At 72.0% G+C, this 24,209-nt stretch carries 20 protein-coding genes; 12 read left to right on the top strand and 8 right to left on the bottom strand.

The window, feature by feature from the left end; all coding sequences use genetic code 11:
• Nucleotides 1–76: 76 nt before the first annotated feature.
• The 5 genes from GRQ65_RS16715 (at nucleotide 77) to GRQ65_RS16695 (ending at nucleotide 6,188) form a co-directional block, all read left to right on the top strand.
• Complete coding sequence (locus GRQ65_RS16715) at nucleotides 77–1,408, top strand: phospholipase D-like domain-containing protein (RefSeq protein WP_160879137.1); 1,332 nt, start codon at nucleotides 77–79, stop codon at nucleotides 1,406–1,408.
• A 69-nt stretch (nucleotides 1,409–1,477) separates the two neighbouring features.
• Nucleotides 1,478–2,461, top strand: coding sequence for a putative zinc-binding metallopeptidase (locus tag GRQ65_RS16710; RefSeq protein ID WP_160879136.1), 984 nt, complete (start codon nucleotides 1,478–1,480; stop codon nucleotides 2,459–2,461).
• 195 nt (nucleotides 2,462–2,656) lie between these two features.
• The gene (locus GRQ65_RS16705; RefSeq protein WP_160879135.1) at nucleotides 2,657–4,036 is read left to right on the top strand and encodes a hypothetical protein; all 1,380 of its coding nucleotides are present in this window, start codon (nucleotides 2,657–2,659) and stop codon (nucleotides 4,034–4,036) included.
• A gap of 162 nt (nucleotides 4,037–4,198) precedes the next feature.
• Nucleotides 4,199–5,143 carry a glutathione S-transferase family protein gene (locus GRQ65_RS16700; protein ID WP_337191805.1) on the top strand — a complete coding sequence of 315 codons (945 nt, stop codon included), beginning with the start codon at nucleotides 4,199–4,201 and terminating at the stop codon, nucleotides 5,141–5,143.
• Between the two features lie 403 nt (nucleotides 5,144–5,546).
• Complete coding sequence (locus tag GRQ65_RS16695) at nucleotides 5,547–6,188, top strand: hypothetical protein (RefSeq protein ID WP_160879133.1); 642 nt, start codon at nucleotides 5,547–5,549, stop codon at nucleotides 6,186–6,188.
• 103 nt (nucleotides 6,189–6,291) lie between these two features.
• On the opposite strand, the gene opgC is transcribed toward GRQ65_RS16695, so the two are convergent.
• The 6 genes from opgC to GRQ65_RS16665 form a co-directional block, all read right to left on the bottom strand.
• Nucleotides 6,292–8,805: an OpgC domain-containing protein gene (gene opgC, locus GRQ65_RS24105; protein WP_160879132.1), complete on the bottom strand. Its 2,514-nt coding sequence runs from the start codon at nucleotides 8,803–8,805 to the stop codon at nucleotides 6,292–6,294.
• Complete coding sequence (locus GRQ65_RS16685; protein WP_160879131.1) at nucleotides 8,784–9,209, bottom strand: ATP-binding protein; 426 nt, start codon at nucleotides 9,207–9,209, stop codon at nucleotides 8,784–8,786. Before GRQ65_RS16685 ends, opgC begins: the two co-directional genes overlap by 22 nt.
• On the bottom strand, nucleotides 9,202–9,537 hold the full coding sequence (locus tag GRQ65_RS16680; protein WP_160879130.1) for an STAS domain-containing protein: 336 nt from the start codon (nucleotides 9,535–9,537) through the stop codon (nucleotides 9,202–9,204). Before GRQ65_RS16680 ends, GRQ65_RS16685 begins: the two co-directional genes overlap by 8 nt.
• Nucleotides 9,534–11,642 carry a glycosyltransferase family 2 protein gene (locus tag GRQ65_RS16675; RefSeq protein WP_160879129.1) on the bottom strand — a complete coding sequence of 703 codons (2,109 nt, stop codon included), beginning with the start codon at nucleotides 11,640–11,642 and terminating at the stop codon, nucleotides 9,534–9,536. Before GRQ65_RS16675 ends, GRQ65_RS16680 begins: the two co-directional genes overlap by 4 nt.
• Nucleotides 11,639–12,856 carry a PP2C family protein-serine/threonine phosphatase gene (locus GRQ65_RS16670; RefSeq protein WP_160879128.1) on the bottom strand — a complete coding sequence of 406 codons (1,218 nt, stop codon included), beginning with the start codon at nucleotides 12,854–12,856 and terminating at the stop codon, nucleotides 11,639–11,641. The genes GRQ65_RS16675 and GRQ65_RS16670 overlap by 4 nt, the downstream gene beginning before the upstream one ends.
• 139 nt (nucleotides 12,857–12,995) lie before the next feature.
• Nucleotides 12,996–13,751, bottom strand: coding sequence for an SDR family NAD(P)-dependent oxidoreductase (locus GRQ65_RS16665; protein WP_160879127.1), 756 nt, complete (start codon nucleotides 13,749–13,751; stop codon nucleotides 12,996–12,998).
• Between the two features lie 131 nt (nucleotides 13,752–13,882).
• Here GRQ65_RS16665 and GRQ65_RS16660 point away from each other — a divergent pair, with 131 nt between their 5' ends.
• The 4 genes from GRQ65_RS16660 (at nucleotide 13,883) to GRQ65_RS16645 (ending at nucleotide 18,229) form a co-directional block, all read left to right on the top strand.
• Nucleotides 13,883–14,467, top strand: a complete 585-nt coding sequence (locus GRQ65_RS16660) for a TetR family transcriptional regulator (RefSeq protein ID WP_160879126.1) — start codon at nucleotides 13,883–13,885, stop codon at nucleotides 14,465–14,467.
• A 158-nt stretch (nucleotides 14,468–14,625) separates the two neighbouring features.
• Entirely contained in the window at nucleotides 14,626–15,813 is a 1,188-nt protein-coding gene (gene pdhA / locus GRQ65_RS16655; protein WP_160879125.1) for a pyruvate dehydrogenase (acetyl-transferring) E1 component subunit alpha, read from the top strand.
• Nucleotides 15,813–16,805: an alpha-ketoacid dehydrogenase subunit beta gene (locus GRQ65_RS16650; protein ID WP_160879124.1), complete on the top strand. Its 993-nt coding sequence runs from the start codon at nucleotides 15,813–15,815 to the stop codon at nucleotides 16,803–16,805. The genes pdhA and GRQ65_RS16650 overlap by 1 nt, the downstream gene beginning before the upstream one ends.
• 11 nt (nucleotides 16,806–16,816) lie before the next feature.
• Complete coding sequence (locus tag GRQ65_RS16645) at nucleotides 16,817–18,229, top strand: dihydrolipoamide acetyltransferase family protein (protein WP_160879123.1); 1,413 nt, start codon at nucleotides 16,817–16,819, stop codon at nucleotides 18,227–18,229.
• Between the two features lie 21 nt (nucleotides 18,230–18,250).
• Here the strand turns inward: GRQ65_RS16645 and GRQ65_RS16640 are convergent, their stop codons facing one another.
• Together GRQ65_RS16640 and GRQ65_RS16635 are read right to left on the bottom strand one after the other, a co-directional pair.
• Nucleotides 18,251–18,667, bottom strand: a complete 417-nt coding sequence (locus GRQ65_RS16640) for a VOC family protein (RefSeq protein WP_160879122.1) — start codon at nucleotides 18,665–18,667, stop codon at nucleotides 18,251–18,253.
• 10 nt (nucleotides 18,668–18,677) lie between these two features.
• Entirely contained in the window at nucleotides 18,678–19,118 is a 441-nt protein-coding gene (locus tag GRQ65_RS16635; RefSeq protein ID WP_337191804.1) for a helix-turn-helix domain-containing protein, read from the bottom strand.
• Nucleotides 19,119–19,321: 203 nt separating this feature from the next.
• Between GRQ65_RS16635 and GRQ65_RS16630 the strand changes: the two genes are divergently transcribed.
• From GRQ65_RS16630 to GRQ65_RS16620, 3 genes are all read left to right on the top strand, one after another.
• Nucleotides 19,322–20,377 carry an ABC transporter permease gene (locus GRQ65_RS16630; RefSeq protein ID WP_160879121.1) on the top strand — a complete coding sequence of 352 codons (1,056 nt, stop codon included), beginning with the start codon at nucleotides 19,322–19,324 and terminating at the stop codon, nucleotides 20,375–20,377.
• Nucleotides 20,378–20,469: 92 nt separating this feature from the next.
• On the top strand, nucleotides 20,470–21,642 hold the full coding sequence (locus GRQ65_RS16625; protein ID WP_160879120.1) for a substrate-binding domain-containing protein: 1,173 nt from the start codon (nucleotides 20,470–20,472) through the stop codon (nucleotides 21,640–21,642).
• Nucleotides 21,635–24,172, top strand: a complete 2,538-nt coding sequence (locus GRQ65_RS16620; RefSeq protein ID WP_160879119.1) for an ATP-binding cassette domain-containing protein — start codon at nucleotides 21,635–21,637, stop codon at nucleotides 24,170–24,172. The genes GRQ65_RS16625 and GRQ65_RS16620 overlap by 8 nt, the downstream gene beginning before the upstream one ends.
• Nucleotides 24,173–24,209: the final 37 nt, after the last annotated feature.

Raw genomic sequence — 24,209 nt, 5'->3', positions numbered from 1 at the left:
CCGCAGACTTCTTCACCGTCCTGTCCTTCTCCGTGAGTGGTTGCGAGACGGCGCTGGCGCGCCTCCTCAACCAGCGGTGACCGCGGTCCGCTTCGCAGTCCTCGCGCTCGTCGCGACCCTGCTCGCCGTCGCACCGACCCCGGTGACGACCGAGCACGCGGAGGCGGCCAAGGCCACGAAGGGCTACCGCGCGCCCGAGGGGCCGTTCTTCAACAACCCGCGGGGCTCACAGGCGGCGAAGTTCCGCATCGAGCGGCAGGTGCTGGCGGCGATCCGGGCGACGCCGAAGCGCAGCACGATCCGCATCGCGCTCTACTCCTTCGACCGGATGCCGGTCGCGGAGGCGCTCGCCGCCGCGCATCGCCGCGGGGTCAAGGTGCAGCTGCTGCTCAACGACCACCAGGACACCAAGGCGATGAAGTACCTCCGCGCCCGGCTCGGCACCAACCGCTGGGCGAGCAGCTTCATCTACAAGTGCAGGAGCGGGTGCCGATCGGCGACGCCCGACCGCAACCTGCACTCGAAGTTCTACACGTTCACCGAGGCCGGGAAGTCCAAGCGCGTGCTCATGGTCGGCTCGGCCAACATGATGCTCAACGCCCACGTGCACCAGTGGAACGACCTGTTCATCACCTCGGGGCGCCGCGCGATGTTCGACCAGTACGTCGCGCTGTTCAACGACATGAAGCGCGACTGGTCGACCAAGCGACCGGCGTACACCTTCTGCGGCACCCCGCGCGCCGGCGAGGGCCAGGCCTGCGACGAGGCGGTCGACAAGTTCACCACCCAGGTCTTCCCGCGCACCTCCAACCGTCGCGACGACCCGGTGCTGGAGATCCTCGACCGCGTGCAGTGCGTGACCGACGGCCGTCGTACGAAGCTGGACCTCTCGATGCATTCCATGCGCGGCCAGCGCGGCAACTACCTGGCCGCCGCTCTCCGCCAGAAGTACGCCGAGGGGTGCCAGGTGCGCGTCGACTACGGCCTCATCGGGTTCAGGACCAAGCAGGTCCTCGGCAAGCAGACCCCGCGCGGGCGGGTGCCGCTGCGCTCGACCGGCTTCGACCGCAACGGCGACGGCGAGGTCGAGCTCTACACCCACCAGAAGTACCTCGTCATCCGCGGCACGTACGCCGGTCGCCCGCGCACCTCGCTGACCTTCACCGGCTCGTCGAACTGGGCCGGGCTCGGCACCGCGCAGGACGAGGTGCTGTTCAGCATCCGCGGGGCCGGGGTGGCGCGGAAGTACGTGCGCAACTTCGACCTGATGTGGAAGGGCAGGGGCAACTCGCGCCCGGCGTACACGACGACGTATGCGAGCTTCCGCAGCCTGATCGGGATGCCGACGAGGGTGACGAGCGTCGAGCCCGACGGCCTGCGCCCCGGCGCGACGTGGGAGGACGACTGACGCACGCCGCCGTGAGATGTGCGCCTCGGCGGGGTTTGCCTGCGCGGCTCGCGTGACACCGTGCGAGCCGTGAAGGCGTTCCGCTGCCGGGTGTGCGACAACCAGCTCCACTTCGAGAACTCCTCGTGCGTCTCGTGCGGGAGCCCGCTCGGCTTCTCGCGCGAGGAGCGCGCGATCGTGCCCGTCGACGGCTTGGGGCGCTACGTCGACGCGCAGGGGCTGGTCTGGCACCGCTGCCGCCACTTCGATCTGCACGGCTGCACGTGGCTCTCCCGCTGGCAGGGCGGTCAGTGCTCGGCCTGCGACCTGACCCGCACCCGTCCGAACGACGCCGACACCGACGGGATGGCGCTCTACCCGGCCGCCGAGCGGGCCAAGCGACACCTCGTCTACGAGCTCGACACCCTCGGGTTCGCGGTTCACGACAAGGGGATGGACCCCAAGGGCGGGCTCGCCTTCGACATGCTCTCGAGCACCCACGAGCAGGTGACGATCGGGCACGCCGACGGCGTCGTGACGATCGACCTGGCCGAGGGCGACGCGGCGTACCGCGAGCGGGTGCGGCTGCAGCTCGGTGAGCCCTACCGCACGATGCTCGGCCACCTGCGTCACGAGGTGGGGCACTACTACGAGTGGCAGCTGGTGCGCGGCGACGACCTGATGGCGCGCTGCCGCGCGCTGTTCGGCGACGAGTCGCAGGACTACCAGGCGGCGATCGACCGGCACTACGCCGACGGCCCGCCGGCCGGGTGGGAGGACCGCTACCTCAGCAGCTACGCCACGATGCACCCGTTCGAGGACTTCGCCGAGACCTGGGCGCACTTCCTGCACATCAGCGACACGATCGAGACCGCGGGGGAGTACGGCCTGACAGCGGTCGCCCCCGTGACGGCGTTCTCGACGTTCCGCGACGTCGTCACCGGCGTCTGGGCGCCGCTGACGGTGGCGCTGAACATGATCAACCGGTCCATGGGCAAGGACGACCTCTACCCGTTCGTCATCCCTGCGCCGGTGCTGGACAAGCTGGAGTTCGTGGCGTCGCTGCGGCGCTAGACCGCCGACGAGATGTGACCGACCTGTCAAGGTCTGTCCAGTCCGACTTGCGTGTTCGCCACCCAGAATTAACCCAGGCTGGTAGACAAAGAGCCGCCGGTCATGCTGCACCCTCGGGGGTGGGGGCGTGCACGGTGCGCGGGCCGACACGGCAGGACCGGTTCGCGCCCTCGTCCACTGCCACGAAAGGTTCCCATGCGCACTCCCCAGAAGTTCGCGTCGCTGACGGCCCTCGCCGTCGGTGCTGCGTCGCTCTCCCTCGTCGCCGCCCCCGCGGCGAACGCCGCCCCGCCGGCCGGCGCCGACCTCGCGGGCATCGCCCAGCTCAACGGCACGGCTGTCGCGGGCCTGGCCGTGACGGCCTACGACGTCGAGGTGAACGGCACCCTCCAGGAGCTCGGCACCGCCTTCACCGACGCTGCCGGTGAGTACTACTTCGACTTCGACGGTGGCACCGCCAGCAACGGCGGCGTCCTCCTGACCGGCGCCGTCCAGGACCGCCCGCAGGTGAAGGTCTACGCCTACGACGCGCGCACGCTCACCGGTGACACCCTGCGCGGGCAGGGCGAGTACTACAACGACGCCGACACCGAGGCCAAGGCCACGGCGATCACCCTCGGCGCCGCCGGCTCCGTCACCACCGTGCCGACCATCTCGCTCGCGCTCTCCGCCGGCATCAAGGGCACGGTCTCCGTGCCGGTGCCCGCCGGTTACGTCTACACCGGCTCGGTCACGGCGTACGACGCCGACGATGTGCAGGTCACCCGCACCTTCTTCGACAACGACCCGGCCACCACCGGTCGCGGCGCGGAGGTCACCTACCTGCTCGACGATCTCGACCCCAACGAGAGCTACACGCTGCGCTACTTCGCGTCGGCGCAGCCCGCCGCGGGCGGCCCGGTCGTCAACTACATCTCGAAGTTCTACAAGACCGGCTCGACGTTCGCCGAGGCCACGCCGGTCGAGACCGGCGCCGCCGGCGCCATCACCCAGCCGATCGACATCGCGCTGACCAACACGCTGCAGGCCTCCAAGGCCCCTGAGCTCGAGGGCCAGGCCGCTCCCGGCAAGACCCTGAGCGTCGACCCGGGCACCTGGACCGTCAGGGCCGGCACCGAGTACACCTACCAGTGGCTCATCAACGACGCCCAGGTCGCCACCACCCCGACCTACACGCTGTCGAAGGCCGACCTCGGCAAGACCGTCCGCGCCGTCGTCACCGCCCGCAACGGCGACTTCGTCGGCTCGGCCTCGACCGACGCCGTCAAGGTCGGCCTCGTCTCGAAGCTGAAGAAGGTCAAGGCCAAGAAGGCCGTCGTCGGCAAGAAGACCGTCCTGCGCATCACGGGCATCGTGAAGGTCAAGGGCGTCAAGAAGGCCAAGGCCCTCAAGCTCGCCAAGGGCAAGGTCTTCGTCTACGAGGACGACGTCAAGGTCGGCAAGGGCCGCGTCGTGCGCGGCAAGCTCCTCGTCAACCTCAAGGGCGTCGTCGCCGGCACGCACGAGTACACCGTGGTCTACAAGGGCAACAAGAAGGTCGCTGCCCAGACCGTCGAGGTCAAGGCCAAGGCCTGACCTCCAGCTCAACCCAGCTCCACCAGCTCTTCCCGGCGCCCGGGCGGTCTCGACCGCCCGGGCGCTGGTGCTCTCCCGCTCGCGGACGTCGCCGTCGGCGCCGCGGGCTGAACCGGCCCTTCCGGGCGGTTGAGCCTTCAACCGTCCGGGTACCGCCCGTCCGTGACCGGATACGTCGAGAAGGGCGGCTTCAACCGCGACACCGCCTACATCCCCGACCGGATCACCGAGGACGGTCGGCGCCCCGAGCACGGCAACGCCGACGTCCCGCTGTGGCCGGTCGAGCCGGGCCGCTACCGACTCGTCGCCTCATGGGCCTGCCCGTGGGCCAACCGCGCGATCATCGTGCGCAGCCTGCTCGGCCTCGAGGACGTCATCTCGATGGGCGTGTGCGGCCCGACCCACGACATGCGGTCGTGGACCTTCGACCTCGACGAGGGCGGGAAGGACCCGGTGCTCGGCATCGAGCGGCTCCAGCAGGCCTACTTCGCCCGCTTCCCGGCGTACCCGAAGGGCATCACGGTCCCGGCGATGGTCGAGATCTCGACCGGGGAGGTCGTCACCAACGACTTCCCGTGGATCACCCACGACTTCTTCCACGAGTGGCGCGAGTTCCACTCGGACGACGCGCCCGACCTGTGGCCCGCGCACCTGCGCGAGGAGATGGACGAGGTCAACAAGCGCGTCTACACCGAGGTCAACAACGGCGTCTACCGCTGCGGGTTCGCCGGTGACCAGGAGTCCTACGACGCGGCGTACGACCGGCTGTGGACCGCGATGGACTGGCTGGAGGAGCGGCTCACCGACCGCCGCTATCTGATGGGCGACGCCATCACCGAGGCCGACGTGCGGCTCTACACCACGCTCGCGCGCTTCGATGCCGTCTACCACGGCCACTTCAAGTGCAACCGGCAGAAGCTCACCGAGATGCCGGCACTGTGGGGTTACGCGCGCGACCTCTACCAGAGCCCGGGCTTCGGCGAGCTGACCCGCTTCGACCAGATCAAGGCTCACTACTACCGCGTGCACACCGACATCAACCCGACCGGCGTCGTGCCGAAGGGTCCCGACCCCGACGTCTGGCTGGAGCCGCACGGTCGCGGCTGACCCTCTGGGACTGACCCTCTGCGCCTGACCCTCTGCGCCTGACCCTCTGCGCCTGACCCGTACGGACTGCACGAACCCCTCCCACGTGTCTGCCCGAGACGCCACGGGACCTGCTTGAGTGGGGATCGTGAGGACGATCGACGCCGGCATCGCTCGCATGCTGACACTGATGGAGCCGGCACCACCTGATCTGGAGCGCACGACGCGGGAGCTGTACCGGCAGTACCGCGTGCCGGTCGACGAGGCCTCCCGACGCGGTGAGGTTCTCCTCGCCGGCGTCGTCGCGATGCCCGGGACGTCACGACTCGCCTTCCTCGTCGTCACCACCGAGGTCGTCGCGCTGGCGTCCACGCGGGGGGTGTTCTCGAAGCACGAGCACGTCGACGTCGTCGAACGAGCCCGTGTGCGCGAGGCGGTGCTGTCGTCTCGCGAGGACGCGACCGTCATCCACCTGTTCACGACCGACGTCCCTACCGACATCGCGTTCTCGGTCCAAGTGCCTCGGTCGGCGGTTGCGCTGCAGGATCACCTCGTCGCGCTCCTGAGCGCGTCTTCGCCGCCAGCAGGGGGTTCGGCCCTCGGCTCCGGCGGGCTCGGCAGCGAGGCGACACCCGCGAGCCCGCCCGACCTGGACCTCGCGGCCTCGGGCCCCGCACGCCGCAGCCTCGTGGACTGGGCGAGCGGATGGGTCATGAAGGAGTTCAGGCGGGGTGGTGGCGTCGACGGAAGCCTCGTGCTCGTCTTCCGACCCGGGCGGTCGACGGAGAACCCGGACAGGCTCCGCCTGCCGACCACCGACCGGCGGGCGGCCGTCAGCCTCGCGGCGGCTGAGCAGGCTCATGCGGAGCGGCTCGTCGTCCTCACCGGCGGCAACGAGCACGGTGGGCGGCTCGCGGTGTGGGTCGATGTCTACGACCTCCAGAACGGTCAGGCTGCCGCGTTCGTCCTCCACTGGAAGAACACACGCCGGGGCCCGGAGCTGCTCGGGCTCACAGGCCGGCGTTCCGACCTGGACCGGGCACTGGAGCTCTCGGACCGCGGGTGAACCCGGCCGGGGTCGAGACCGCTCGCACGCGCGGCGAGGGCGTCGTCCTCCCTCGACCACCGGCACCAGTGGTCGAGGCCGGCCGCGGCCCGCTCGAAACCCACTACCGCGGGATGACCGAGAAGAGGAACCTCTTCTTCACCATCAGCCAGATCAGCATCATGATCACGGTGTGGATCAGGGTGCCGGTCCACGGGTTCATGCGGTCAAGGCCGGGGATGTTGGCCACGGCGACGACGAAGAAGACGTGGACCACGAAGACGTAGAGCGAGGCGGCGCCCAGCGGCGTGTAGAGCCAGCCGACGACGGCGTTGACGGGCTTCCAGCACCGGGTGAGCACGGCGTAGGCCACGATGATCATCAGCACGCAGTCGACGAGGCGGCCGGGCTGCAGGAAGACGCGGTTGTAGGCGTTGGCGTAGAGCCAGTCGTAGGAGCCCTCGGGGAACGGCGTGGAGGCGTAGCCGTAGCGGTGGCCGAGCCAGAGCCAGATCAGCGAGAGCGCGTAGGCCATCACGAAGACCGTGCAGCCGACGCGGCCCCAGCGTGAGGTGAGGGCGCGGGTGATCCGGCGGCGGTAGGTGCCCAGCACCAGGCCGTGGGTGAACAGCACCTGCCACGACAGCAGCGGGAAGACACCCTCGAACTGCGAGGGCAGCGGGTGCTGGGGGCTGACGTAGTTCCAGACGAAGAGCGCCCACGAGATCGCCAGCAGCAGCCACCAGAGCCGACGCTTGACGAGCACCATGCACAGCGGCAGCACCAGCGAGAGCACGACGAAGAGCCCCATGATGTTGAAGACCCACGGGCCCTGCTCGAGCAGCAGGAGCTGCTTCACGGCGTACCACGGCGGCGGGTAGTCGAACAGCCGCGGGAAGTTGGGGTAGAGGTCGTAGACGAGTCCCTGCGCGGACTGGCCGTTCTCGCCGGTGCCGCGGTCGGTGAACGTCGTCACGACCGACGTGGAGACGCCCGGCACCTTGCCGAGCAGCCACACCAGGACGACCACGGCGAGCGCGACGAGGTACTGCTTGCGCGCCCGGCGCCACATGGTGATCGCCGTGCCCCACTCGCCGAGCTTGGCGACGGTGGGGAGGTAGATCATCCCGAGCACGATCCCCGACAGCAGCACGAACATCTCCGCGCCGGTGATCGCGCCGATCGCGTTGAGGCTGATGTAGGTGTAGAGGCCCGCGACCTCGGTGTGCGTGAAGACGACGACGAGGATGATCCAGCCGCGGAACAGGTCGAGACGCTGGTCGCGGGGGTCGTTCTCCAGCGGGTAGCGCCACGACGGCAGGTAGCGCCCGGCGAGCCCGGCGAAGGCGAACGCGACGGCGAGCAGCGCGACGCAGAAGACGATCCAGCCCATCTCCGCGCTGGTGTCGCCGGCGTCGGGCAGACGGCCCTGGGCGGTCGCCTCGTTGCCGGCCTGCAGGTCGAGCACCCGGGTGACCGGTCCCATCGTGACGTCGGAGCGGTCGAGGTCGGTGCGCAGCGCGGCGGCCAGGCCGTCGGTGCGGGCCGCGCCCCACTGCACGGTCGCGCCGCCCACCTCGGCCTCGGAGCGGGCGAGCTCGAGCCAGCTGATCGCGGCGACGAGCGGGTGCGTCCGGGAGGCGGCGAAGACCTGGCGCCACCAGCCCTGCTTGATCGCCTTCTCCGTGGCGGAGCCGTCGGCGCCCTTCTCGGAGGGGTTGAAGAGCGCGCCGGTCTCCATGAGGAACGGCGTGCCGCGCGGCTCGGCGAAGCGGTCGTAGAACGGCACCCGAGCGGTGTCGTCGGCGTAGCCCCAGCGCTCGTCGAGGCGCTGCTCGAGCTCGCCCGCGACCGGGACGGTGTTGCGGCCGAACTCCTGGTCGAGGCCGAAGTGGTAGAGCGAGAGCCCCACCCAGTCGACGGCGCGCTCGCCCGGGAAGTAGGGACCGTAGGGGTCGTCGTCGGCGTCGACCGCGCCGTTGCCGTCGGTGTCGAGCTGCGCGACCTCGCGGTCGCCGGAGGGGTCGACGGCGCCGTAGGACTTCCCGAACGGGTACCCCGCGCCGTAGGCCGGCGACCACACCATCGCGGCGTGCTCGGTGGTGGCGTGCACCGCGGTGGCGACCGCGCGGAACGCCGCGACGTACGCCGTGGGCTGCTGGCCCCAGGTGACCCAGCTGCCGTTCATCTCGGGCGCGAACCGGACGAGGAACTCGCTGTCGTAGTCGTGGTGCAGCGTGGCCAGCTCGTCGGCGAGGTCCTGGGCCTGGGCGTCGGTGAGGTCGGTGAGCGGCACCTGCGGCTCGAGGCTGACCACGGCGACCGCGCCCTCGGTGGCGGCCTGCTCCGCGAACTGCTGCAGGTACGTCGAGGACTGGTCGGTCAGCGGGTAGTCGATGCGCTGGGCGTAGAGCGACGGGGTCTCTCCGAGGCGACCGGAGTAGTCGGCCGGGAGCTCGCTCGACCAGTCCAGCCCGGGGCCGAACCACGGCGCGCCGGTGGGCGGCGGCGGGACGGGATCACTGCGGGTCTCCTGGGGTGTGTCCTCCGCGGCGCGCGCGGGCGCCCCCGGCCCGAGGAGGACCAGGAGGACCAGCAGCCCCGTGAGGACGGACGTCAGGGCGCGCTGCGCTCGCACACCAGCGTCCATCGGTTGCAGCCCGCGACGCGGGCGTGCTCGAGGTGGTCGAGCGAGGCGAGCGCCATCGCCAGCCCGCGGCCCGACTCGGCCTCGGGATCCGGGAGCGTGACGTCGCCGAGGTCGACCTCGACGGGCAGGCCGTTGTCGGCGAGCACGCCGCGCACCTCGGAGTCGGTGACGGTGACCGAGACGCTGAGCACCCGTGCCGCCGAGCCCTGGTCGAGCCGGTAGGCGTGCTCGACGACGTTGCCGACGATCTCCATCAGCCCCATCTCGAAGCGCATCCGGTCGCGCATCGACACGTCGCCCGTCGTCTCCCACAGCTGCTCGAGCTCGGTGTGCACCTGGTCGAGCACCTCGGGCTGCGCGTGCCCGTCGACCTGCAGGCGACCCTCAGTCATCGAACGCCGCCTCGGCGCTCTCGCGCGGGCGCAGCACCTTGTCGAGGTTGGTGAGCTCGAAGACGGTCGTGACCGCGGGCGTCGGCCGCGCGATGCGCAGGTCGCCGCCCGCCTGGCGTGCGGTCTTGAGTCCGGCGATGAGAGCGCCGAGACCGGAGGAGTCCATGAAGGTCGTCTCGGCCAGGTCGACCACGATCCGGTGCGTGCCGTCGTTCACGAGGGTGTCGAGGGCGTCGCGCAGGCTGCGGGCGGACACCATGTTGAGCCGACCGCGGGGCACGACCACGCCGACCCCCCGCTCGTCGGTGCGGACGTCGAGCTCCATCATCTGCGTTCTCCTCGGTGGGTCGGGACGGGACGGCGTACGGCGGGCAGGGGCGCGGTCGGTCGGGGCTCGGGTGCGGCTTCACCGGGCTGCTCGACGGGCTGCCCGGCGGGCTGGAAGCCGCGGTAGCGGACGGCGCTGATGACGACCGAGAAGATCACCAGGTCGAAGGCGACCCAGAACAGGTTGAGGTAGACCCCGAGCGGACTGCCCTGGTCGAAGGCGAGCAGCCGCACCAGCCCGATGACGCCGGAGCCGGCGAGCAGGCCCATCGCGACGAGCTGCGGCTTCACGAGGTGCCAGGGCCGCCCGCCGTCGTCCTCGCGGCGCACCTTGGGCGTCACGGCGAAGTCGAGGGTGCGGCCGAGGAAGACGTTGCCGAACGCCGAGGTGAAGGACTTGATCCACACCGGGAACAGCGCCAGGGAGTACTGCTGGCCGCGCCAGGTCGGGCGGCCGTCGGCGACCACCCAGAAGAGCAGCTGGTTGACGATCAGGAACGGCACGAGCCGGATGAAGAAGTCGGTGCTGATCGCCTGCACCGGCAAGATCCCGAACAGCAGGTAGATCACGGGGGCGGCGATGTAGACGACCGCGGCGAAGCCGGAGAGATAACTCCACATCGTCGCGAAGTACATGAGCCGCTGAGGGACCGAGAGCCGCCGCTGGCGCAGCGGGTTCTCACGGAACATCACCTGCACCGTGCCCTGCGCCCAGCGCAACCGCTGGGTCATCATCGTCTGCACGTCCTCGGGCGCGAGACCGTGCGCGAGCACCTCGTCGTGGTACGCCGAGCGCCAGCCGAGCGAGTGCAGCCGCATGCAGGTCGCCATGTCCTCGGTGACCGAGATGGTGGCCAGCGGCATGATCGGCTGCGCCTCGGCGGCGCGGTCGACGTCGACTGCGTCGACCAGGGCCTGCACGGTCTCCACGGCACCGAGCGGCGACCACTCGCGCTGGGCGAGCTGCTCGAGGACGGCCTCGTCGACGGTCGCGAGCCGCTCGTCGGGGTCCGCGGCGAGCCCCTCGAGCTCGGCGACGATCGCGAGGTCGGAGCGCAGCGCGTGCAGGTCGGCGGCGACGAGCTCGCGGCGGATCGAGGCGAGCCGTCGCTGGAAGCGGTAGGTCACGTCGAAGAGCGCGACGCCGCGGGCGAGCTCGCGCCGGGCGCGGCCGATGTCGTAGAGGATCTTGTCCAGGGCCGCGGCGACCTGGGCGGCGTTGTCGTGCGGAGAGGGGTCGCGCTCGAGCGAGCGCCGCGCCTCGGTCACGATCCGGCGACCGGTGCGCAGCGCGCGGTGGACGCCCACCTCGACCTCGCCGACGTAGCCGCTCACGCCGAGCTGCATCAGCGCCTCGCGGCGGATGACGGCGTTGGAGCCGCAGAAGAAGGCGGCGTTCCAGCCGTCCTTGCCCTGCTGGATGGGCCCGTAGAAGAGCGGGGCCTGGCTGCCGAGCGGGTCGGACTCGGGCACGTTGACGAACCACTGCGGCGTCTGCACGAGCGCCATCTGCTCGTCGGTGAAGAAGCCCAGCGTGTGGTCGAGGATCTCGGGCAGCGGCACCTGGTCGGCGTCGAGGATCAGCAGGAACTCGCCCTCGGTGGCGAGCAGCGCGTTGTTGAGGTTGCCGGCCTTGGCGTGGCGCGGGCGGTCGGTCCACGCCGAGGACCGGGTGATCCAGCCGACGCCCTCGGCCTCGCAGGCCAGCCGCATCTCCTCGCGGTTGCCGTCGTCGAGCACCCACGTCTCGTGCGGGTAGCGGATCGCCTTCGCGGCCCGGGCGGTGCGCATCACCATCTCGACCGGCTCGTTGTAGCTGGTGATGAAGACGTCGACGGTCACGTCGGGCGGGGGTGGTGGCGCGGCCCCGCGGTCCTTGAGCCGCCACATGGTCAGCCCGAAGAGCAGTGAGTCGACCAGGCTGTAGGTCTCGGCGATCACGAGGGGCACCGCGATCCACCACGCACCCCAGTGCACCGAGAACAGCCAGCGCCAGGCGACGTAGTTGACGCCCAGGACCGCGGTGAGCACCACGATGACGCGGATCAGCACCAGCCGCCGCGCCGCCTGCTGAGGAGTGCGCTCGACCGGGCCGCGCCGGCTCACGCAGCCCCCTGGGCTCCGGCGTGCCGGTGGACGACCAGCACGGTGACGTCGTCGAGGGCGGTGTGCGCCGCGGCGAGGGCGGAGACGTGGGCCAGCAGGCTCGCGGTGTCGGCGGCCTCGCCGACCATCGCGCCCACCGGCTCCCACCAGCGCAGCTGGTCGTCGACGAGGTCGAGCAGGCCGTCGCTGAAGACCACGAGCCGGTCGCCCGGCTCGAGGTGGAAGGTCTGCTGCTCCCAGGTGTCGTCGGGCAGCACGCCGAACGGGCGGCCCCGGCCGACCTGGCGCTCGCACGAGCCGTCCGCGCGTACGACGAGCACGAGACCGAGCCCGGCGTCGACGGAGCGGACGGTGCCGTCGCACAGGTCGACGGCGGCCTCGAAGACCGTCGCGAACGAGCCCGACCGCTCCAGGTCGGCGCCGAGGCCGCGGGCGACCCGGGTGGCGCTGCGCCCGAGGTCGCCGCCCGCGACGACCTCCTGGTGGGTGGCGCGGATCGCGGCGCGCACGCCCGCCCCGAGCAGGGCGGCGCCCGTGCCCTTGCCCATGACGTCGCCCAGGCCGAGGTGCAGCACGCCGTGCGAGACGCCGTAGTCGTAGAAGTCGCCGCCGACGGCCAGCGCCGGCAGGCACAGCCCCGCGACGTCCCACCCGTCGAGCTCGAGCGGCCGGTCGGGCAGCAGCGAGGTCTGCACCTGGCGCGCGCCGCGCCGCTCGGCGTGACCGACGAGCTCCTGCTGCGCCCACACCGCGAGGTCCTCGAAGGCCTTGAGCTGGGTCGGCGACGGCATCTTCGCCGCGGAGTCGAAGGCGCAGAGCACGCCCACGACGTTGCCCGCGCCGTCGCGCAGCGGGGCGCCGACGTAGAAGCTGATGACGCCGCTGGTCACGATGTCGAGGGAGTCGAAGCGCGGGTCCTGGGTCGCGTCCGGCACGACCAGCAGCGACTCCTCCGACGTCGCCCGGTCGCACAGGGTCTCCTGCCGCGGCAGCGGGGTGCCGTCGTACCCCGCGGCGCCGGGGTAGATCGCCCGGTCGCGGTCGAGCACCGTCACGGTCGAGGCGTCGACGTCGAACAGCGCGCGCGCCAGGCGCGTGATGCGGTCGAAGCGCTCCTCGCGGACGTTCTCGGTCAGCCCGAGCGCCTCGACGGCTCGCTGGCGCCGCTCTTCGCGGCCCGTGCGCGTGCTGCGCACGTCGGTGTGGACAGCCATGGATCACTCTCTGTGCAAGGCCGGCTGCCGTACCCGCCGGCTCGGCACCCCCCGAGCACTCCCAAGTCTGCCGGAGCTGGACTGGTCCGGCAGGCGAATCGGACAAGGTGACCCAGACGGGTGATCCCGCAGGTGCTGGTCAGTGCGCGGCGTAGCCCCCGTCGACGAGGTGGTAGCTGCCGGTCACGAAGCTCGCGGCGTCGGAGACCAGGAAGGCGACGAGGTGGGCGACCTCCTCGGGGGTGCCGAGACGGCCGGTCGCGTGCTGGGCGGCCAGGCCCGCGCGGGCGTCGGCGTCCATGGCGTCGACCAGGGCGGGGGTCTCGATGAAGCCGGGGCCGACGGCGTTGACGCGCACACCCTGGCCGGAGTACTCCAGCGCGGCGTTCTTGGTGAGGCCGATGAGGCCGTGCTTCGCGGTGACGTACGCCGCGTTGCCGGCCAGGCCGACCGAGCCGAGCACCGAGGCCATGGTGACGACCGCACCGCCGCCGTTGGCCGCGATGGCCGGCAGCTGGGCGCGCAGGCCGCGGAAGACGCCGTTGAGGTCGACGTCGATGACCCGGGACCAGTCGTCCTCCGGGTAGTCGCCGATCGAGGCCGGGGCCGCGCCGATGCCGGCGTTGTTGATCGCGATCCGCAGCGGGGCCAGGGCCTGGGCCGCCTCGACCGCTCGCCGGGCCACCTCCGGGTCGGCGGTGTCGCCGGCGAAGGCCTCGGCCGTGCCGCCCGCTGCCCTGATCTCGGCCGCCACGGCATCGGCCGTCTCGGCGGAGAGGTCGTGGGCGAGGACGGAGGCGCCGTTGGCACCGAGCAGGAGGGCGATCGCCCGTCCGATGCCCGAGCCCGCGCCCGTCACGATCGCCGACCGGCCCGCCACGTCGTAGGTCGCCATGATCCACACTCCTTCTGACTGTCGTCTGACTGTCGTCTGTCGTGGCCCGGCACCGCGTCGGGCCTCTATCCGACAAACGTCGGATAGTGTCGGCGCATTCCCGACGAGCACTGGTGTGAGGAGGAGACCGCGTGGACGCCCGCCTGCTCCGCAGTCGTCAGCGCCTCCACGACGCCGTGCTCGAGCTCGCGGCGGCCGGTCCGGTCGACGCGCTGAGCGTCACGCAGGTCGCCCGTGCGGCCGGGGTGCACCGCTCGACGTTCTACGAGCACGCGACCTCGGTCGACGAGCTCCTGCGGGCGGCGCTGTCCGCCGAGCTCGACGTGCTGCGCGCGGGGCTGCTCGCGCACCCGGACCGGCCGACCGGCGAGGCCATGGAGGCGGTGACCGGGGGCGTGCTGGAGCACGTCGCCCGCCACGTCGAGGTCTACCGTCGCGGCCTCGCCGCGGACGCCGGCGCCGGCAGTCTGCACGCGATGCTGGCCGAGCACTTCGTCGGCACTGTTCGCGCCCTCGACGCCCAGGGCCGGCTGACGTGGCCGCCCCCCGTCGCCGACGCGCCTGCTGCGCTCGTGCACGACACGGCGGCACGTTTCGTGGCCGCCGGCACGGTCGGCGCGATCCAGGCCTGGCTGGCCGACCCGGACCCGCCCGGCGCCGCGACGTTCGTCGAGCTGCACCGCACGCTGGTCCCCCGGTGGTGGGGCGCGACGTAGACGGTGCGGCCTCGGTTCGCGAGGGTCGGTGGGGATGGCTAGGCTGACGGAGCACGAATCGTGACCCGGCTCACAGTCCGCACCACCCCGCGGCGCGGTGGGCGGGCGCGTGGAACCCGCAGCGGAGACCCTGCTGCGGACGTGACCTGAGGAGACGCATGGACGGCACTGCCCCCGCGAGCCCCGGAGCCGGTTTCGGGCCCGACCTGGCCGAGGTGTTCGGCCCCTCCCAGCAGCACGGCGGACCCGAGCTGGTCCAGCTGCTGACGCCCGAGGGCGAGCGCGTCGAGCACGCCGAGTTCCGCTTCGACCCCGGCCCGGGCGTCGCCGAGGACGAGGCGATCCGCGGGCTCTACCGCGACATGGTGCTGGTGCGCCGCATCGACACCGAGTCGACCGCGCTGCAGCGCCACGGCGAGCTCGGCATCTGGGCCCAGCTGCTCGGTCAGGAGGCCGCTCAGGTCGGCGCCGGCCGCGCGCTGCGCCCGCAGGACTTCGTCTTCCCGACCTACCGCGAGCACGGCGTCGCCTGGTGCCGCGGCCTCGACCCGCTCAAGCTGCTCGGCCTCTTCCGCGGGGTCGACCACGGCGACTGGGACCCGAAGGACGTCAACTTCGGGCTCTACACCATCGTGATCGGTGCCCAGACCCTGCACGCCACGGGCTACGCCATGGGCATGCAGCGCGACGGCGTCGTCGGCACCGGCGACCCCGACCGCGACGCCGCGGTCATCGCCCACTTCGGCGACGGCGCCTCCAGCCAGGGCGACGTCAACGAGTCCTTCATCTTCGCTGCGTCCTACAACGCGCCGGTCGTCTTCTTCTGCCAGAACAACCAGTGGGCGATCTCCGAGCCCATCGAGCGCCAGACCCGCATCCCGCTCTACCAGCGCGCGCTCGGCTTCGGCTTCCCCGGCGTGCGGGTCGACGGCAACGACGTGCTCGCGACGTACGCCGTCACGCAGGCCGCGCTGCAGCGCGCCCGCGAGGGCCAGGGCCCGACGTTCGTCGAGGCCTACACCTACCGGATGGGCGCCCACACCACGACCGACGACCCGACCCGCTACCGCCTCTCCGACGACGTCGAGAGCTGGAAGCTGCGCGACCCGATCGCCCGCGTCGAGGCCTACCTCAAGCGCAACGGCCTGGCCGAGCAGTCGTTCTTCGACGCCGTGGCGACCGAGGCCGACGAGCTCGGCGTGCGGCTGCGCGAGGGGTGCAAGGCGCTGCCCGACCCGCAGCCGCTCGACGTCTTCGACCGCGTCTACGCCGAGATGACGCCCGAGCTCGAGGCCCAGAAGGCCGAGTACGCCGCCTACCTGTCGTCGTTCGAGGGGGCCCACTGATGGTTCAGCAGACCACCGAGAAGATCACGCTCGCCAAGGGGCTCAACCTCGGCCTGCGCAAGGCGATGGAGGCCGACCCCAAAGTCCTGCTGATGGGTGAGGACGTCGGCAAGCTCGGCGGCGTCTTCCGCATCACCGACGGCCTGCAGAAGGACTTCGGCGAGGACCGCGTCATCGACAGCCCGCTCGCGGAGTCCGGCATCGTCGGCACCGCGGTCGGCATGGCGATGCGCGGCTACCGCCCGGTCGTCGAGATCCAGTTCGACGGCTTCGTCTACCCGGCCTACGACCAGATCGTCTGCCAGGTCGCCAAGCTGCACTTCCGCTCCCAGGGCCGGATCCCGATGCCGATGGTCATCCGCATCCCCTTCGGCGGCGGGATCGGCGCGGTCGAGCACCACAGCGAGTCGCCGGAGGCGCAGTTCGCGCACACCCCGGGGCTCAAGGTCGTGGCCTGCTCCAACCCCGTCGACGGCTACTGGATGATCCAGCAGGCCATCGCCTGCGACGACCCGGTGATCTTCCTCGAGCCCAAGCGGCAGTACCACGCCGACAAGGCCGAGCTCGACGACTCGGTCGAGCCCGCGCCGCTGTTCACCTCCCGCGTCGTGCGCCAGGGCGACGACGTGACGGTGCTGGCCTACGGCCCGACCGTCAAGACCGCCCTCAAGGCCGCCGAGGCCGCCGCCGGCGAGGGCCGCTCGGTCGAGGTCATCGACCTGCGCACCCTCTCCCCGCTCGACATGGGCCCGGTCCACGAGTCGGTGCGCCGCACCGGTCGCGCGGTCGTGTGCCACGAGGCGCACGTCAACCTCGGCCTCGGTGCCGAGCTGGCCGCCCGGGTGCAGGAGGAGTGCTTCTACTCCCTCGAGGCGCCGGTGCTGCGCGTCGGCGGCTTCGACACGCCCTACCCCGCCTCGCGGCTCGAGGAGGAGTGGCTGCCCGACCTCGACCGGCTGCTCGACGCCGTCGACCGCTCGCTCGCGTTCTAGGAGACCCCCGCATGCCCGAGTACCTCCTGCCCGACGTCGGCGAGGGCCTCACCGAGGCCGAGCTCGTCTCCTGGAAGGTGAAGGTCGGCGACACCATCGCCGTCAACGACATCGTCTGCGAGATCGAGACCGCGAAGTCGATCGTCGAGCTGCCCTCGCCGTACGCCGGCGAGGTGACCGCGATCCTCGTCGCCGAGGGCGAGACCGTCCCCGTCGGCACGCCGATCATCGCCATCGGCTCACCCGACGAGGCGGCAGCGCCCGCGCCGTCGACCGATCCCGCTGCCGACATGGTCATCGACCTCTCCAACCCCGCCGCGTCCGGCGGCGGGGAGGGCGAGTCGCTGGTCGGCCGCATGAAGGCCGACCGCGGCCCGACCCGGCGCCCCCGGAAGGTCGCCTCCGGTGCGGTTGCGACCCACATGCAGGCGCAGGCGGCGTTCGAGCCGGGCGCGGCCTCGCCGCTGGTCGAGGCCGAGGAGCCGGAGCCCGCGGTGCCCGTCACGCCGGTCGAGCGCGAGCCCGCCGCCGTGCGGGTGCTCGCCAAGCCCCCGGTGCGCAAGCTCGCCAAGGACCTCGGCGTCGACCTGGCCACGGTCAGCGCGACCGGACCCGGCGGCACGATCAGCCGTGCCGACGTGGAGCAGGCGTCCGCAGGCGGCCCGGCGCCCGCCCCCGCTCCGACCTCCGTGCCGTCGTACGCCGGGACGGGGGAGCGGGAGACCCGCGAGCCGATCAAGGGCGTGCGCAAGATGATGGCGCAGGCGATGGTCGCCTCGGCCTACTCCGCCCCGCACGTGACGGAGTGGGTCACGCTCGACGCGACCCGCACCGTCGAGTTCGTCGAGCGCCTGAGGGCGCGCCGCGAGTTCCGCGACGTGAAGGTCTCGCCGCTGCTCGTGCTGGCCCGGGCCGCGCTGCTGGCGATGAGGCGCACGCCGATCGTGAACTCGTTCTGGGACGAGGCCGCGCAGGAGATCGTGGTCAAGCACGGCGTCAACCTCGGCATCGCCGCCGCCACCCCGCGCGGGCTGGTCGTGCCCAACGTCAAGGACGCCGACCGGCTCTCGCTGCTCGAGCTGGCGACCGCGCTCAACGAGCTGACCGCCACCGCCCGCGAGGGCCGCACCCAGCCCGCCGAGATGGCGGGCGGCTCCTTCACGATCACCAACGTCGGCGTCTTCGGCGTCGACGCCGGCACCCCGATCATCAACCCGGGCGAGTCGGCGATCCTGTGCTTCGGAGCGATCAAGAAGCAGCCCTGGGTCGCCCAGGTCGACGGCCGGGACGAGATCGTCGTGCGCCAGGTGACGACGCTCGCGCTGTCCTTCGACCACCGCCACATCGATGGCGCCGCCGGCTCGCAGTTCCTCGCCGACGTCGCCTCGATCCTGGAGGACCCGGCGTCCGCGCTGCTGTTCTGAGCGCTGCTGCTCTGAGGAGGGTCAGCCCTGGGGTGCGAGCGGCTGCACGAACCGCAGCTTGTTGCCGAACGGGTCGCGGATGCCTGCGTCGATGCCGTACGGCTGCTCGTTGGGTCCGTCGGTGAACTCCACGCCCCTGGCGCTGAGCTCCTCGTAGGTCCTGCGGCAGTCGTCGGTCACGAAGCCGACCCAGCCGCCCATCACGCCCTTGCTGACCAGCTCGCGCACCTGCGCCGCGGTCTCCTCGTCCATCGACGGGGCGCCGGGGCGCTCGAGCAGGATCTCCCGCTCGGGGTGGCCGGGGACCATCACGGTGAGCCAGCGCATGAAGCCGAGGTCCTGGTCGGTGTGGACCTCCAGGCCGAGCTTGCCGACGTAGTCGAGGGCCTCGTCCTGGTCGAAGACGAAGAGCTGGGAGATGTTGATGTCGGTGAACACGGCCCCGACGCTAGGGGGCCACGTCGCCGTCGCGCTTCTCCGAAACTGCTGACCCGAGACTGCTCGGTCGGGTCCACGCCATCGAGAAGTGGGTGGGCACGCGGTCGACGTGCGGGTGGGTGGCGCGGTAGTCGCGCGGTGACTGGCCGACGACCTCGCGGAAGGTGCGGCTGAACGTCCCGAGGCTCGAGAACCCCACCGCCATGCACACCTCGGTGACCGACAGGTCCGTCGAGCACAGCATCGCCATCGCCCGCTCGATGCGTCGTCTCTGCAGGTAACGGTGCGGCGTCTCGCCGAACGTCGCCCGGAAGGTCCGTATGAAGTGCGCCGGCGAGACGTGCGCGATCGACGCCAGCCCCGGCACGTCCAGCGGCTCGGCGAAGCGCCGGTCCATCGCGTCGCGCGCTCGCAGCATCGCCCGGTTGCGCTGCTCGACCTCCCGGCTCACGGCGCGACTGTGCCACGCGCGTGACCATCGAGAGGCACTCACGGCGCCCGTGAGCGGAGGGCTCGGACGACGTCAGCACGATGCTGAGGAATCACGGGTCCCGTCATCGAAGGGGTCCGATTCTCACGGGGACGGCCAATGTGGCCCACCCCACACCAGGAGTCAGATGGGTGGCGCCCGTCACACCGCCGTCAGGAGCTCCGATGCCGTCCGCGCTCTCCGCAGACCACGACCAGCTGCCCGCCTCCGCCGCCACCCCCGCGGCCGCGGCGCGGCCCGGCGGCGCGGTTCGCCGCTGGTTCGGGTCGGGCTTCGCGACGGTGTGGCTGCTCACCATCGCGCTGTTCGTCGTCTCGGCCATCACCGTGCCCGGCACGGTCGACTCCTCCGCGCTGCAGTCGATGCTGCCGTTCGCAGCGCTGCTCGCGGTGGCCGCCATGGGCCAGACGCTCGTCGCCCAGCAGGCCGGCCTCGACCTGTCGAGCGCCGGCATCATCTCGATCAGCGCAGTCACGGTGGTCGAGGTCAGCGGCGGCGCCGACGGCAAGCTGGTGCCGGCGATCCTGGCCGCGCTCGCCCTCGGCGCCCTCGGCGGTCTCGTCAACGCGGTCGCGGTGACGCGGTTCGGCATCACGCCGTTCGTCGCGACGCTCGGCGTGAGCGCCCTGGCCCAGGGCACGATCCTCTCGGTCACCGGCGGCACCATGTCGGCCAGCGCTCCGCCCGCCCTGACCAGCGCGGTCAGCGACCGGGTGCTCGGCCTGCCGGTCCTGATCTGGCTGACGATCGTGATCGTCGCGCTGGTCGCCTGGGTGGGGCGTCGTACGGTCCTCGGCCGCCGCGTCGAGCTCACCGGCGCCAACCCGGCCGCCGCCCGGGCCGTCGGCCTGCCGGTGCGCACCACGATCGCGGGGGCGTACGTCGCCGCGGGGGTCTGCTACGGCCTCACCGGCGTGCTGCTCGCCGGGTTCATCGGTCGCCCGAGCGCCTTCCAGGGCGACCCCTACCTGCTGTCGACGATCGCCGCCGTGGCGATCGGCGGCACCGCGTTCGCCGGGGGCCGCGCCAGCGTGGTCGCCACGGCCGGCGGCGCGCTGTTCCTCACCCAGCTCAGCCAGGTCGTGGTCGCGGCCGGCTTCCCGCCCGCGGCGCAGAACCTCGCGCAGGGCCTCGTCATCGCTGTCGGCGTCGGGCTCGGGACCCGTCGCCTCCTGCCCCGGCTCGGCTCCCGCCGCCGCCGGGCGTCCACCGCCGCCTGAGGCGTCCGTCCACCCAACCCACGTCACCGGCGCCCGCCGGTGACGCGCGACGGGCACCCGCCCGTCGTCCCGACTCTCTCCGGAGGATCCGCATGAGCACCGTCCGTCACACCTCGCGTCGTACCCGCGCCGCCGGCCTCGCCGCGCTCGCGATCGTGTCCGTCTCGGCCCTCGCCGCCTGCGGCTCCGACAGCTCCTCCTCCGCCGGCGGCAGCACCGGCAGCGGCGGCGGCAGCGGCGACAACCCCGCCTGGTGCGGCGACGGCGACCTGGTGGCCGGCTTCCAGGACGGCGGCGGCCTCAACGGCTGGTCGAAGGAGTCCAAGGCCCAGGCGCTCCAGGGGTTCAAGGAGTGCTCCAACATCACCGACGTCAAGACCGTCGACGCGAAGTTCGACCTGCAGGCCGCGATCTCCGGCCTCCAGGGCATGGTCGCCCAGGGCGCCAAGGCCGTCGTGATCATCCCCGACGCCGGCGGCAGCGGCGAGGCGGAGCTCCCGGGCATCACCTCGGCCCAGTCGCGCGGCGTCGCGATCGTGCCGTGGGCCTCGGACCCGGGCGGCGAGGCCGGCAAGGACTACCTCACCTACGTCGACTCCGACCACGAGTACGACGGTCAGCTGTGGGGCGAGTGGATGAGCAAGCAGCTGCCCGACGGCGGCAAGGTGATCTTCGTCGGCGGCCCCGCCGGCAACCAGGTCTCGGCCGACGAGCTGGCGGGCATCAAGTCCGGCCTCGCCGACAACATCGACCTGGTCTCGGGCGACGACACCTGGATCGAGGGCAACTGGGACCCGGCGGCCGCCCAGCAGGCGCTCGGTGCCGTGCTCTCGGCCAACCCCGACATCAAGGGCGTCATCTCCGACGAGGGCCTGATGTCGACCGGCATCATCAAGGCCTTCCAGACCGCCGGCATCGCGCTCCCGCCGATGGCGAGCCTCGAGGCCAACGCGCTGTCGTGCGAGTGGACCAAGGCCCAGGCCGACAACCCCGACTTCAAGCTCGCCACCTCCTCGGCCCGCAACTGGACCGCCCGCATCGCCGTGCAGCTCGCGGTCGCCAAGGCCCAGGGCGTCGACATCCCCGAGGACGAGCTGCTCAGCCCCGACGACATCCTCAAGCTGCCCCTCTTCGAGGACTCGACCGTCGCCGACCAGCAGCCGATCTGCGACGACAGCGCCCCCGAGGACGCGCTGCTGTCCAACGACATCAGCGACGAGCAGATCATGAAGCTGACCCGCGGCGAGGGCGGCTGGCGTGACTGAGACCTCCACGTCCGCGCCGGCGACCGCACCGGCTCCGGTGCCCGCCCTGCGCCTGCACGGGGTCAGCAAGTCCTACGCCGGCAACCCGGCCGTGACCGACGTGCACCTGGAGGTGCTGCCCGCCGAGGTGCACGCGCTCGTCGGTGAGAACGGCGCCGGCAAGTCCACGCTCATGGGCATCGCCGCCGGCAGCCTGGCGGCCGACACCGGCACGGTCGAGATCGCGGGCCAGGAGCTCACCAGCGCCTCCCCGGCGCTGGCCCACGAGCTCGGGCTGGCGGTCGTCTACCAGCACCCCGCGATCCTCGACGACCTCACCGTCCTCGAGAACCTGCTGCTCGCCGTCCCGTCGGCCCGTCGTACGGACCCGGTCAAGGCCTGGGCCCGCGCCCAGCTCGACCGGGTCGGGCTCGACGTGGACCTGTCGGCCCGCGCCTCCGAGCTGCGCACCGCCGAGCGGCAGCTGCTCGAGATCGGCAAGGCCGTCGCGCTGCAGCCCAAGGTGCTCGTGCTCGACGAGCCGACCGAGTCGCTCACCCAGGACCAGGTCGAGCGGGTCTTCGCGCTGGTCGCGGAGCTCACCGCGGCCGGCACGGCCGTCATCTACATCTCGCACCGCATCGCCGAGGTGCGGCGGGTCGCCGACCGCATCACCACGCTGCGCAACGGCATCATCCGCGGCACGGCGGCCACCGGCACGCTCACCGACGACGACATCGTCGAGATGGTGGTCGGCCGGGCGCTGGAGGCGGTCTTCCCGCCCAAGCATCCCGACCAGGGGGACGTCGGGCTGCGGGTGACCGGGCTGAGCGGCGCGGGCTTCCGCGACGTCGACCTGGTCTGCCGTCGTGGCAGGATCGTCGGCCTCGCGGGCGTGGAGGGCAACGGCCAGCGCGAGGTCATCCGCGCGCTGGCCGGCCTCGGCTCCGTCTCGGCGGGCGAGGTCGTCCTGCAGGGCGAGCCGCTCACCGTCTCGACGCCGGGCCACGTGGCCCGGCGCGGGGTGCGGTTCATCCCCGACGACCGCACGTCGGAGGGGTTGTTCGCGGACCTCTCGGTGCGCGAGAACATGACCGTGACCCACCTGCCCGCCCTGGCCCGAGCCGGCGTCGTCTCGACCTCGCGCGAGCGCGAGGCGGTCGCGGTCGGCACGGCCGGTACGTCGATCCGCGCGGCCTCCGACGAGGTCGAGGTGCGCACGCTCTCGGGCGGCAACCAGCAGAAGGTCATCTTCGCCCGCGCGATGATGACCGAGCCGACGCTGCTGCTGTGCGACGAGCCGACCCGAGGGGTCGACGTCGGTGCGCGCCGCGAGATCTACCAGATGCTGCGCGAGCTCGCCGACGACGGCGCCTCGGTCGTGGTGCTGTCCTCCGACGCCGCCGAGCTGGCAGGGCTGTGCGACGACGTCACCGTCCTCTCGGCCGGTCGCGTGGCCGCGCAGCTGCACGACGACGAGGTCACCGAGCAGGCGATCACCGGCGCCGCGCTGCGCTCGGTGCACTCGCGCCACGACGACGCAGACGCCCCCGTCGCGCCGGAGAAGAAGCGCTCGCGGGGCCGCGACCCGCTCACCTGGGCCCGCCGCAGCGACGGCGCCCCGGGCCTCCTGCTCCTCGCGCTGGCCGTGGTGCTCGCGATCGTCACCACGAGCCGCACGCCGACGTTCCTCGGCGAGCTCAACGTGCAGGGGCTGCTCGTCGCCACGACGGCCCTCGGGTTCGTGGCCCTGGGCCAGCTCACCGTCGTCATGACGGGCGGCATCGACCTCAGCGCGGGACCGGTCCTGGGGCTCACGATCATCGTGCTGTCCTTCACCGCGACCGACGGAGGCACGGTCGGCGTGGTCACCGGGGCGCTCATCGCCCTGGCGGTGGCCGCCGGCGTGGGTCTGCTCAACGCCGGCATGGTCGTGCTCGGCGGTCTCCCGCCGATCGTGGCCACGCTCGCGACGTTCGTCGCCGTGCAGGGCCTCACCCTGCTGCTGCGCTCGACGCCCGGCGGGCTCATGGACCCGACGCTGCTCGGCCTGCCCTACCACGCGATCGGGCCGGTCCCGATCATCTTCATCGTGCTGGTCGTCGTCGCGGTGCTCGCCGAGCGGCTGCTGCGCGGCGCCGGCGGCCGCGCCCTGCGGGCCACCGGCTCGCACCGCATCGCCGCCGAGCGCCTCGGGGTCCGCTCGGGCCGCGCCACCGCGGCGGCGTACGTGCTGTCCTCGCTCGGCGCCGGCCTCGCCGGCATCGTCGTGGCCGGCCAGATCGGCATCGGCGACCCCACCCAGGGCGTGTCCTACACGCTCACCGGCATCACGGCCGTCGTGCTCGCCGGCGCCAGCGTGTACGGCGGCCGCGGGTCCTACCCCGGCGTCCTCGCCGGTGCGCTGCTGCTCGCGATGCTCTCCAACGCCAGCAGCTTCCTCGGCCTCGACCAGGCCTGGCAGTACTGGCTCCCCGGCGGCCTGATGCTGGTCGCCACCGCCATCGCCTTCCGGGCCCGCGGCGGACAGACCGTCGCCGGCGCCCACTGAACCCGAACCTCACCACCCTCACCCTCAGCTCCTGGAG

This window comes from Nocardioides flavescens (assembly GCF_009823805.1).
In the GTDB taxonomy this organism is placed as follows: domain Bacteria; phylum Actinomycetota; class Actinomycetes; order Propionibacteriales; family Nocardioidaceae; genus Nocardioides; species Nocardioides flavescens.
Note: the sequence above shows the minus strand (reverse complement) of the source record. Positions and strands in the feature narration are given on the sequence as shown.